The sequence below is a fragment of the Microbacterium paraoxydans genome (assembly GCF_019056515.1).
Lineage (GTDB): Bacteria > Actinomycetota > Actinomycetes > Actinomycetales > Microbacteriaceae > Microbacterium.
Window position 1 is genome coordinate 2148862 of record NZ_CP064873.1, and the last position, 11701, is coordinate 2160562.

Here is an 11701-nt window from a genome sequence, read left to right on the forward strand (position 1 = left end):
TTCCCGGGGCTTTCAGCCAATCGTCCATAGACTTCTGTCGTGACGACCAACCATCAGGCCGACCCCCTCATCGGGCGGCTTGTCGACGGTCGCTACCGCGTCCGCGCGCGGATCGCCCGCGGCGGGATGGCCACCGTGTACGTCGCCACCGACCTGCGCCTCGAGCGCCGCATCGCCCTGAAGGTGATGCACGCGCACCTCAGCGACGACTCGGCGTTCCAGAGCCGGTTCATCCAGGAGGCCCGCGCGGCCGCCCGTCTGGCCGACCCGCACGTCGTCAACGTCTTCGACCAGGGGCAGGACGGCGAACTCGCCTACCTCGTCATGGAGTATCTGCCGGGCATCACCCTGCGCGAACTCCTCCGCGAGCAGAAGCGCCTGACCGTCGCCCAGACGATCACGATCATGGACGCCGTCCTCGCCGGACTGTCCGCTGCGCACCGCGCCGGGATCGTCCACCGCGACGTCAAGCCGGAGAACGTGCTGCTCGCGGAAGACGGCCGCATCAAGATCGGCGACTTCGGCCTCGCCAGGGCCACCACGGCCAACACGGCAACCGGCCAGCAGCTGCTCGGGACGATCGCCTACCTCGCGCCCGAGCTCGTTACGCGCGGCACGGCCGACGCCCGCAGCGACATCTACGCGCTCGGCATCATGCTCTACGAGATGCTCGTCGGCGAGCAGCCCTACAAGGGCGAGCAGCCGATGCAGATCGCCTTCCAGCACGCCACCGAGTCGGTGCCCCGCCCCAGCGTGCGCAACCCCGCGGTCCCGGAACAGCTCGACGAGCTCGTGCTCTGGGCGACGGAGAAGTCGCCGGACGAGCGGCCCGACGACGCACAGCAGATGCTGGAGCGTCTGCGCGGGATCGAGCGCGAGATCGGCGTCGCCCCCGCGGTGACCCGGACGACCGGCTCCGCCCGCGACCAGGCGGACTCCGGCGACCTCACCAAGGTCATGCCGGGCACGATGGTGCTCCCGGAGCCGGCGACGGCGACCTCCCCGGGGATCGACAACGCCACCATCCTCCGTCGGCGGGCCTCGAAGCGCCGCGCCCGCGGCACCTTCCTGCTGTCCCTCGTGCTCCTGCTCGCGGTCCTCGCCGGCGGCGTGGGCTGGTGGTTCGGCTCCGGCCCCGGTTCGCTCATCGCGGTCCCCGATGTCGCGGGACAGACGTACGACGAGGCGGCGGCCGACCTCACCGAGGCAGGCTTCGAACCGACGCAGCGCGACGAGTTCTCCGTCGACGTCGACAAGGGCATCGTCATCGAGACCGATCCCGGCACCGGGGCCAGGGTCGACAAGGGCACCACGGTCGCCGTCGTCGTCTCCGCCGGCCCCGCCTCGCACGAGCTCGCCGCCGTCGCCGGGCAGTCGGCCGACGACGTCCGCGCGGCGCTGGCGGCGGCGAACCTGGAGATCACCGACGACGAGGAGTTCTTCACCGACGCGGCGAACGGCTCGGTGATCAACGTGCGCATCACCCCTCGGGACGGCGGCGACGCCTTCGGCTGCGAAGAGGGCTGCACGGTGCATGAGAAGGACACCGCGACCATGCAGGTCTCCCGCGGCGCCGTGCCCGACGTCACGGACATGACCGTCGCTCAGGCCACCGAGGCGCTGACCGGCAAGGGACTCAAGGTCGCCGAGGAGAGCATCTACCGCCCGAGCGACTCCATCGGCAAGGACCGCGTCATCGGATACGCGGACCGCGCCGAGGAGGGTGCCTGGCGACCGGGCGAGACCATCCAGCTCATCATCTCGCAGGGGCCGCCGCTCTTCGACGTCCCCGATGTGTCGGGCATGACGCGCAACGAGGCCACCGCCGCCCTGCGTGACGCCGGCTTCACGTGGAGCTACACGAGCAGCACCGGACTCCCCGACTCCGTCTGGGACCTCCTCGCGAACGAGAACACGCGGGTGGAGTCGTACAGCCCATCCGAACCGCAGCGCAAGGGCACGAGCATCACGCTCACCATGGGCTTCGCCGGCTGAGACCGAGACGACGAAGGGGCCGGAACATCGTTCCGGCCCCTTCGTGCATCCGCCTCGCGGATCAGCGCTTCTCGAGCTCCTCGGCCACGAGGAACGCCAGCTCCAGCGACTGCATGTGGTTCAGGCGCGGGTCGCACAGGCTCTCGTAGCGGGTCGCGAGCGCGGCCTCGTCGATCTGCTCCGACCCACCCAGGCACTCGGTGACGTCGTCTCCCGTCAGCTCGACGTGGATGCCGCCGGGGAACGTGCCCACCGCACGGTGCGCCTCGAAGAAGCCGCGGACCTCGTCGACGACGTCGTCGAAGCGACGCGTCTTGTAGCCGGTCGGCGTGGTGATGCCGTTGCCGTGCATGGGGTCGGTGACCCACAGCGGCTGCGCGCCGGATTCCCGGACGGCCTCCAGCAGCGGGGGCAGCGCGTCGCGGATGCGTCCGGCGCCCATGCGCGTGATGAAGGTCAGGCGTCCGGGCTCGCGCTCCGGGTCGAGCTTGTCGATCAGCGCCAGCGCCGTCTCCGGCGTCGTGGTGGGACCCAGCTTCACGCCGATCGGGTTCCGGATCTTCGAGAAGTAGTCGACGTGCGCGCCGTCGAGCTCGCGCGTGCGCTCCCCGATCCACAGGAAGTGGGCCGAGGTGTTGTACGGGGTGTCCGTCCGGGAGTCGATGCGCGTCATCGGGCGCTCGTAGTCCATGAGCAGGCCCTCGTGCCCGGTGAAGAACTCGACGCGCTTGAGCTCGTCGAAGTCGGCGCCGGCGGCCTCCATGAACTTGATCGCCCGGTCGATCTCCGCGGCCATGCGCTCGTAGCGTTGGTTGGCGGGGTTCTGGGCGAAGCCCTTGTTCCAGGAGTGCACCTCGCGGAGGTCGGCGAATCCACCCTGCGTGAACGCCCGGATGAGGTTCAGCGTCGACGCCGCGGTGTGGTAGCCCTGCAGCAGACGACCGGGGTCGGCCTGACGCGAGCCCTCGGTGAAGTCGTAGCCGTTGACGATGTCGCCGCGGTACGCCGGGAGCGTGACCTCGCCGCGGGTCTCCGTGTCGCTGGAGCGCGGCTTGGCGAACTGCCCGGCCATGCGTCCCATCTTGACGACCGGCATCGAGGCGCCGTACGTGAGCACCACGGCCATCTGCAGCACCGTCTTGATGCGGTTGCGGATCTGCTCGGCGGTCGCGCCGGCGAACGTCTCGGCGCAGTCGCCGCCCTGCAGCAGGAAGGCCTGCCCCGAGGCGGCCCGGGCGAGACGGTCGCGGAGGTTGTCGACCTCACCGGCGAAGACCAGCGGCGGAAGGCTCGAGATCTGCCGGGAGACGTCGGCGACGCGGTCGGCGTCTGGCCACTGCGGCTGCTGCTTGATGGGAAGCGAGCGCCAGGCATCAAGGGCTTCGATGTGGTGCGGGAGCATGCGTCCAGCCTAGTGGGCGGCGACACCGCCGAGACGCGCCCTGGAGCCTATGTGACGCGGCTCGGGAGGCGGTCCTTGACGGTCGATGCGTAGACGTCCTCGTACTCCTGCTGACCGAGCCGCTGGAGCGCCACCATGATCTCGTCCGTGACCGAGCGGAGGATGTAGCGGTCGTTCTCCATCCCGGCGTACCGGGAGAAGTCGAGGGGCTCGCCGATGACGATCCCGACCCGCATGACGCGCGGGATCCGCCGGCCGATGGGCATGGCCGTGTCGGTGTCGACCATGATGACCGGGATCACGGGGACCTTGGCTTCGAGTGCCATCCGGGCGATGCCGGTGCGGCCGCGGTAGAGCTTGCCGTCAGGGCTGCGGGTGCCCTCCGGATAGATGCCGAGGAGGTCGCCCCCGCCGAGCACCTGGAGACCCGTGTTGAGCGATGCCTCCGAGGCCTTTCCGCCCGAGCGGTCGATGGGGAGCTGCCCGGTCGCCTTCATGAAGAAGCGGGTGGACCACCCCTTGAGGCCCCGCCCGGTGAAGTAGTCGCTCTTCGCGAGGAACGACATGGGCCGGTCGATCACGAGCGGTAGGAAGATCGAGTCCGCGAAGGAGAGATGATTGCTGGCGAGGATCGCCGCTCCGGTCGCGGGCACGTTCTTCCGCCCCACGATCCAGGGGCGGAACACGGCCTTGACCACGGGGCCGATCACGACGTACTTCATCAGCCAGTAGAACATCGAGGTGAAGTCTAGCGCCGTGTCGCGGATCGTCCCGCCGTTCCCCCTCGCGGCCTCGGGAAAGCGACTCAGTTTCACCCTGACCGCGACCCGGTGCCATGCCCTAGACTCGGACCAACGCCCGTGCCCGACCGGTACCGAAGGAGCTGCCGTGGTCCAGTTTGAAGTCCCCGCGATCGTCCCCGCCGATCCCGACGCGAACGTCGCCGACCTGCTTGCGAAGCGCGTCGAGGCGACTCCCGACCGGGCGCTGTTCTCCGTCCCGCAGGGCGACGGATGGCGCGACATCACCGCCGCCGACTTCGAGACCGCGGTGATCGCGCTCGCGAAGGGCTTCGCCGCCGCGGGCATCCAGCCCGGCGAGAAGGTGGGCTTCCTCGCCCGCACCACCTACGAGTGGAGCCTCGTCGACTTCGCCCTCTTCTACGCCGGTGCGGTGATGGTGCCGATCTACGAGACGAGCTCGCCGTCGCAGATCCAGTGGATCCTCGAGGACTCCGGCGCCATCGCCCTCCTCGTCGAGTCGCCGGAGCACTTCGCCCGCGTCGACGAGGTGCGCGGCGACCTGCCACTGCTCCGGGAGGTCTGGCAGCTGCACCTGGGCGCGATCGACACGCTCACCGCCCAGGGGGCATCGGTTTCCGACGAGGAGATCCAGCGCCGTCGGAACCTCGCCGTCGGCTCCGACATCGCCACCCTCATCTACACCTCGGGGTCCACCGGGCGACCGAAGGGCTGCGTGCTCACGCACAGCAACTTCGTCGAGCTGTCCCGCAACTCCGCGAAGGCCCTCGACGAGGTCGTGCAGACGCCGGGGTCCTCCACCCTCCTCTTCATCACGACGGCACACGTCTTCGCCCGCTTCATCTCCATCCTCAATGTGCACGCGGGGGTGCGCACCGGTCACCAGCCGGACACGCGCCAGCTGCTCCCGGCCCTCGGCTCGTTCCAGCCGACCTTCCTCCTCGCAGTCCCCCGCGTGTTCGAGAAGGTCTACAACTCCGCCGAGCAGAAGGCCGAGGCGGGCGGCAAGGGCAAGATCTTCCGCGCCGCCGCCGACGTCGCGATCGAGCACTCCCGGCTGCTGGAGGAGGGCAAGAAGATCCCGTTCGGGACGAAGCTCAAGTTCGCGCTGTTCAACAAGCTCGTCTACTCCAAGCTCCGCGAGGCCATGGGCGGCAAGGTCGTCTACGCGGTGTCCGGCTCCGCTCCCCTGGGCGCCCGCCTCGGTCACTTCTTCCACAGCCTCGGCGTCGTGATCCTCGAGGGCTACGGCCTGACCGAGACGACCGCCCCCGCGACCGTGAACCTCGCCTCGAAGTCGAAGATCGGCACGGTCGGTCCCGCCCTTCCCGGCGTCGGGGTGCGTCTCGCCGACGACGGCGAGATCGAGGTGCGCGGCATCAACGTCTTCAAGGAGTACTGGAACAACCCGGAGGCCACCGCCGAGGCGTTCAGCGACGGCGGCTGGTTCCACACCGGCGACATCGGCAGCTTCGACGCCGACGGGTTCCTCACGATCACCGGACGCAAGAAGGAGATCATCGTCACGGCGGGCGGCAAGAACGTCGCCCCCGCGGCCCTGGAGGACCCGATCCGCGCGAACCCGATCGTCGGGCAGGTCGTCGTCGTCGGCGACCAGCGTCCGTTCATCTCGGCGCTCGTCACGCTCGACCCCGAGATGCTGCCGACGTGGCTCGCGAACAACGGCCTCGACGAGAAGATGACGCTGGCGGAGGCCTCGACCAACCCGCAGGTTCGGGCCGAGGTCCAGCGCGCGGTCGACGCAGCGAACGAGCGGGTGTCGCGTGCGGAGTCCATCCGCAAGTTCACGATCCTCGACTCGGAGTGGACGGAGGCCTCGGGCCATCTCACCCCGAAGCTGTCGATCAAGCGGAACATCATCATGAACGACTTCGCCGACGAGATCTCCGCGATCTACGACGAGCCCGTCGCCACCACCAACGTCGCGATCGGCGGCTGACGCCCCTCGTCGACCCACCCCCTTCTGACCGAACCGGCCCCTTGCGCTCGCGCGTAAGGGGCCGGTTCGTACGAGAAGGGGTGGGTCGACAGCTAGAACCAGGAGCTCTCGCGCACCTCGCGCATCGCGACCTTCCGCGTCTCCGGGTCGAGCCGGGAGAGGAAGAGCGTGCCGTCGAGGTGGTCGGTCTCGTGCTGGAGCGCCTGCGCGAGCAAGCCGTCGCCCTCGAGCACCACGGGCTGTCCGTCGAGGTCGATCCCCTCGACGCGGGCCCAGGGATGGCGCTGGGCGTCGTGCCAGAGTCCGGGGACGGAGAGGCAGCCCTCCCCCGTGGGCTCCGGCTCGCCGCGCACCTCCGTGAGCACGGGGTTGAGGACGTACCCGATCTCGCCGTCGACGTTGTAGCTGAAGGCGCGCAGCGCGACGCCGATCTGCGGGGCCGCCACGCCGGCGCGCCCCGGAAGCTCGACGGTCTCCAGGAGATCGGTTACCAGGGCGCGCACGCCGTCGTCGATCTCCTCGATGGGCGCGCACACCGTCCGCAGGACCGGGTCGCCGAAGATGCGGATCTCGCGAACCGTCATCAGGCGGCCTTCGTCCGGAGGCCCTCGACGAGGAGCGCGGCGAGTTCCCGCGCCGCCTTCCGGGTCTCGGGGAGGAGGTTTGCGAAGACGATCGTCCCGCCCGCGGCGATCTGCGGGTCGTACGGCACGCGCACGACGCTGCGGGTCCGCGACGCGAAGTGCGCCTGCAGCTCTCCGAGGCGGACGAGCGGCGTGCCCGGGGTCGACTGGTTGAGCACCACGATGGCGTCGCGCGCCTGTTGCGCGTACCCGTTGGTCTCGAGCCACGTGAGCGTCTCGGAGGCCAGCCGTGCCTCGTCGACGCTGAGACCGGAGACGATGACGATCTGGTCGGCGAGATCGAGGGTCGCCGACATCACCGAGTGGACGATCCCGGTACCGGTGTCGGTGAGCACGAGCGAGTAGTAGTGCGCGGCGACGTCGGCGACATCGCGGTAGTCGCTGTCACTGAAGGCTTCGGCGACACGGGGATCGGCGTCCGACGCGAGCACGTCGAGGCGCGTCGCATCCCGAGCCACGATCGCGGAGATGTCGTGGTAGCCGCGCACGTCGTCCCGGATGCGGACGAGGTCGCGCACGGACTTGCCGTGCGCGGCGCGCTGCACCCGGTCGGCGAGAGTGCCCCGATCGGGGTTCGCGTCCACCGCGATGACACGGTCCTCCCGCGCGTCCGCGAGGGCCATGCCCAGGAGCGCCGTGACGGTGGTCTTGCCCACCCCGCCCTTGCGGGAGAGCACCGGCACGAAGCGGGCGCCGCCGGCGAGCGGGGCCGCGATGCGCGCGGTCAGCTCCTTGCGCTCGCGCGCACGGCGCCCGTCGCCGATGTTCAGCCGCCGACCGGACAACGTGTAGAGCAGGTGACTCCACCCGCCCTCGGGTTCGGGCTTGGCCACCCGGTGCGGGTCGAGGAGGCGATCGGTCGTGAGGAGGTCCGCGGACTCGCGAGCGGACTCCCCCAGCTCCCCCAGACGCTTCGCGGTGAGGGTCACATCCGTCCGGGGCGCCGGACGTGCGGGCACGGAGGCGGCGGGTGTGTCGTCGGCTTCGGGCATCGTGGTCTCCTTCTGCACGGGCACCTGCGGGGCCCGCGCCGGTTTCGCGGCCGGGACCTCCGCACGGTCGGCATCGGCCTTCGCGAGGAAGAGGGCGGCCGCCTTCTCTTCGGCGGCCCGCTCCGGCGCGGCAACCACGGCCGGCACCGGCTCCTCCACCACGACCGCGTCGATCACCTCGTGGATGCGCGGCGGGTCGAGGACGGGCGTCTGCGCGGAGGGGAGGGTGAGGTCGTCGACGACGAGATCGATCCCGACCTCTCCCTCCACCACGCCGTCATCGGCGAGGTCGTCGTCCTCCTCCGCCGGCAGGGTCACCCGCACCTGCGCGGTCCCGCCGAGGATGCCGATGCCGGCGGTGTCGACGGACGCGGCGTCGTCGAGCACTCCCAGCGGACTGTCCTCGGGGTCGGCGTTCTTCTTCGCGGTCACGTGTCACTCCCAACCTGTGCGGGCCTCGGGATGCGCCCAGGGTGCGCGGCCTCGCCCGCACAAGATTAGTGCGCCGGTCGGATCACGACCAAAAGATCACCCGCGTCCACCTGCTGCGTCTCGGCGATGGCATGCCGCTCCACGACCCCGTCCACCGGGGCGGTGATGGCGGCCTCCATCTTCATCGCCTCGATCGACGCGACCGGCTCGCCGGCCCGCACGGTCGCGCCCACCTCGGCCTTGAGCGTGACCACGCCGGAGAACGGCGCGGCCACCTGGCCGGGCACCGACGTGTCGGCCTTCTCCACCTCGTGCGCGTCGACAGCGATCGAGCGATCGCGCACGAACACGGGCCGGAGTTGACCGTTCAGAGTCGTCATCACGGTGCGCATGCCCTTGTCGTCCGCCTCACCGATGGCTTCGAGACCGACGTAGAGCTGTACCCCTCGGTCGATCTCGATGAGGTGCTCCTGGCCGGGGACCAGGCCGTAGAGGTAGTCGCTCGTGTCGAGCACGGACAGATCGCCGTACTGCTCGCGCCGCTCCGCGAACTCGGCCGTGGGGGCGGGGAAGAGCAGCGTGTTCAAGCGGGACCGGCGCTGGGCGCTCGTCCCCGCCAGCTCCGCCTCGTCCTGCTCCGTCAGCGCCGTGAGCCCCGTGCGCACGGAACGCCCCGCGAGCACCTTGGAGCGGAAGGGCTCGGGCCAGCCACCGGGGAGGTCGCCGAGCTCTCCGGCCATGAACCCGACCACGGAGTCCGGAACGTCGTACTTCTCGGGGTTCGCCTCGAAGTCTGCGGGGTCGGCCTTCACCGCGGCGAGGTGCAGGGCGAGGTCGCCCACGACCTTCGACGACGGGGTGACCTTAGGCACGCGTCCGAGGATGCGGTCCGCGGCGGCGTACATGTCCTCGATGAGCTCGAAGTCGTCCGCGAGGCCGAGAGCCTTCGCCTGCTGCCGGAGGTTCGACAGCTGTCCGCCGGGGATCTCGTGGTGGTACACGCGCCCCGTGGGCCCCGGCAGCCCGGACTCGAACGGCGCGTACTGGCGACGCACCGCCTCCCAGTACGGTTCCAGGTCGGAGACCGCGGCGAGGGAGATCCCGCTGTCCCGCTCCGTGTGGGCGAGGGCGGCCACGAGAGACGACAGCGACGGCTGGCTGGTCGTGCCGGACAGCGGGGCCGACGCGGCGTCCACCGCATCGACGCCGGCGGTGCTGGCCGCGAGCAGGGTGGCGAGCTGTCCGCCCGGAGTGTCGTGGGTGTGCAGGTGCACGGGCAGGTCGAAGCGCTCCCGGAGCGCCGAGACGAGCTTCGCGGCGGCGGCGGGACGGAGCAGTCCCGCCATGTCCTTGATCGCGAGGATGTGCGCACCCGCGGCGACGATCTGATCCGCGAGCCCCAGGTAGTAGTCGAGGGTGTAGAGCTCCTCCGCCGGATCCAGCAGATCGCCGGTGTAGCAGAGCGCGACCTCCGCGACGGCCGTCCCCGTGGCGCGGACCGCCTCGATCGCGGGGCGCATCTGCTCCACGTCGTTGAGCGCGTCGAAGATGCGGAAGATGTCGACGCCGCTCGCCGCCGCCTCCGCGACGAAGGCCTCGGTCACCGCCGTCGGGTACGGCGTGTAGCCGACCGTGTTCCGGCCGCGCAGCAGCATCTGGATCGCGACGTTCGGCAGGGCCGCGCGCAGCTTGTCGAGCCGCTCCCACGGGTCCTCGCCCAGGAAGCGGAGCGCCACGTCGTAGGTGGCGCCGCCCCAGGCCTCGACCGACAGCAGCTCCGGTGTCAGCCGGGCGAGGTACGGCGCGGCGGCGACGAGGTCCTTCGTGCGGACGCGGGTCGCGAGCAGCGACTGGTGCGCGTCGCGGAACGTCGTGTCCGTGATCGCGAGCGCGCTCTGCGCACGCAGGCCGCGCGCGAACTCCTCCGGGCCGACCTCGAGCAGCCGCTGCCGGGAGCCGGGCGCCGGTTCGGCGGCCAGGTCGATCGGCGGCAGTTTGGTCGCGGGGTCGATGACGCCGGGATGCGCACCGTGCGGCTTGTTCACCGTCACGTCGACGAGCCAGTTGAGGATCTTGGTCCCGCGGTCCTTCGACTCGCGTCCGCGGAGCAGCTCCGGGCGCTCGTCGATGAAGGACGTGCTGACGTCGCCTCGGATGAACGCCTCGTCGTCGAGCAGCGCCTGGAGGAAGGGGATGTTCGTGGAGACGCCGCGGATGCGGAACTCGGCGAGGGCACGGCGCGCGCGGGCGACGGCGGCCGGGAAGTCGCGTCCGCGGCACGTGAGCTTCGCCAGCATCGAGTCGAAGTGCGGGCTGATCTGAGCGCCCTGGTGCACGGTGCCGCCGTCCAGGCGGATCCCCGCGCCGCCGGGCGAGCGGTAGGTCGTGATCTTCCCGGTGTCGGGACGGAAGCCCTGCGTCGGGTCCTCCGTGGTGATGCGGCACTGCAGTGCGGCACCGCGCAGGTGCAGGTTCTCCTGCTGCAGTCCCAGCTCGGCGAGGCTCTGCCCCGCGGCGATGCGCATCTGGCTCTGCACGAGGTCGACATCGGTGACCTCCTCGGTCACCGTGTGCTCGACCTGGATGCGCGGGTTCATCTCGATGAACACGACCTCGCCGGCGCGCTCCCCCGCCGTCTCCAGGAGGAACTCGACGGTCCCCGCGTTCTCGTAGCCGATCGAGCGGGCGAACGCGACGGCGTAGCCGTGCAGGGCCTGGCGCACGTCGTCGTCGAGGTTGGGGGCGGGAGCGATCTCGACGACCTTCTGATGCCGCCGCTGCACCGAGCAGTCCCGCTCGAACAGGTGCACCGTCTCACCGGTCTTGTCCGCGAGGATCTGCACCTCGATGTGCCGGGGCCGCACGACGGCCTGCTCGAGGAACATGCGGGGATCGCCGAAGGCGCTGCCGGCCTCCCGCATGGCCTCGGCGAGGGCAGGGCCGAGATCGCCCATCGTCTCGACGCGCCGCATGCCACGGCCGCCTCCCCCGGCCACCGCCTTGGCGAAGAGGGGGAACCCGATCTCCTCCGCCTGGGCGACCAGGGCGTCGACGTCGTCCGAGGCCTCGGTGGACCGGAGCACGGGGACGCCCGCTTCGACGGCGTGGCGCTTCGCCTCCACCTTGTTGCCGGCCATCTCGAGGACCTTCGCAGGCGGCCCGATGAAGACGATGCCGTTCGCCGCGGCCTTCTCCGCCAGCTCGGGGTTCTCCGAGAGGAAGCCGTAGCCGGGGTAGATGGCGTCGGCGCCGGCCTCGGTCGCGACGCGGATGATCTCGTCGACGTCGAGGTAGGCGCGGACCGGATGGCCGCGCTCGCCGATCTCGTACGCCTCGTCGGCCTTGAGCCTGTGGACCGAGCCGCGGTCCTCGTGCGGGAAGACGGCGACGGTGCGCGCCCCCACCTCCACGGCCGCTCGGAATGCCCGGATCGCGATCTCGCCACGATTCGCCACAAGGATCTTCTGGAACATGCACACCTCTGAGAGCTCGATGCACGGCCGAAGCACGCACAT

General features: G+C 70.5%; 7 protein-coding genes. 2 read left to right on the top strand and 5 right to left on the bottom strand.

Features of this window, described 5'->3' with window-relative positions:
- Positions 1-39: 39 nt before the first annotated feature.
- Complete coding sequence (pknB, locus tag IZR02_RS10360; protein WP_025105100.1) at positions 40-1995, top strand: Stk1 family PASTA domain-containing Ser/Thr kinase; 1956 nt, start codon at positions 40-42, stop codon at positions 1993-1995.
- Positions 1996-2056: 61 nt separating this feature from the next.
- Here the strand turns inward: pknB and IZR02_RS10365 are convergent, their stop codons facing one another.
- Entirely contained in the window at positions 2057-3397 is a 1341-nt protein-coding gene (locus tag IZR02_RS10365; protein WP_029989865.1) for a class II 3-deoxy-7-phosphoheptulonate synthase, read from the bottom strand.
- A gap of 47 nt (positions 3398-3444) precedes the next feature.
- Positions 3445-4134 (bottom strand): lysophospholipid acyltransferase family protein, encoded by a 690-nt coding sequence (locus IZR02_RS10370; RefSeq protein ID WP_029989867.1) that lies wholly within the window; start codon positions 4132-4134, stop codon positions 3445-3447.
- Positions 4135-4285: 151 nt separating this feature from the next.
- Here IZR02_RS10370 and IZR02_RS10375 point away from each other — a divergent pair, with 151 nt between their 5' ends.
- Positions 4286-6118: an AMP-dependent synthetase/ligase gene (locus IZR02_RS10375; RefSeq protein WP_025105101.1), complete on the top strand. Its 1833-nt coding sequence runs from the start codon at positions 4286-4288 to the stop codon at positions 6116-6118.
- Between the two features lie 92 nt (positions 6119-6210).
- Here the strand turns inward: IZR02_RS10375 and def are convergent, their stop codons facing one another.
- The 3 genes from def to IZR02_RS10390 all read right to left on the bottom strand — a co-directional run bounded on the left by def (position 6211) and on the right by IZR02_RS10390 (position 11659).
- Positions 6211-6702: a peptide deformylase gene (gene def / locus IZR02_RS10380; protein ID WP_025105102.1), complete on the bottom strand. Its 492-nt coding sequence runs from the start codon at positions 6700-6702 to the stop codon at positions 6211-6213.
- Positions 6702-8186 (bottom strand): MinD/ParA family ATP-binding protein, encoded by a 1485-nt coding sequence (locus IZR02_RS10385; RefSeq protein WP_025105103.1) that lies wholly within the window; start codon positions 8184-8186, stop codon positions 6702-6704. The genes def and IZR02_RS10385 overlap by 1 nt, the downstream gene beginning before the upstream one ends.
- Before the next feature lie 65 nt (positions 8187-8251).
- Complete coding sequence (locus IZR02_RS10390; RefSeq protein ID WP_025105104.1) at positions 8252-11659, bottom strand: pyruvate carboxylase; 3408 nt, start codon at positions 11657-11659, stop codon at positions 8252-8254.
- Positions 11660-11701 lie beyond the last annotated feature (42 nt).

Bases quoted from the DNA above. Each gene is read 5' to 3' on its own strand.
- IZR02_RS10370 (WP_029989867.1), bottom strand. From the start codon at position 4,134: ATGTTCTACTGGCTGATGAAGTACGTCGTGATCGGCCCCGTGGTCAAG.
- IZR02_RS10365 (WP_029989865.1), bottom strand. From the start codon at position 3,397: ATGCTCCCGCACCACATCGAAGCCCTTGATGCCTGGCGCTCGCTTCCC.
- def (WP_025105102.1), bottom strand. From the start codon at position 6,702: ATGACGGTTCGCGAGATCCGCATCTTCGGCGACCCGGTCCTGCGGACG.
- IZR02_RS10390 (WP_025105104.1), bottom strand. From the start codon at position 11,659: ATGTTCCAGAAGATCCTTGTGGCGAATCGTGGCGAGATCGCGATCCGG.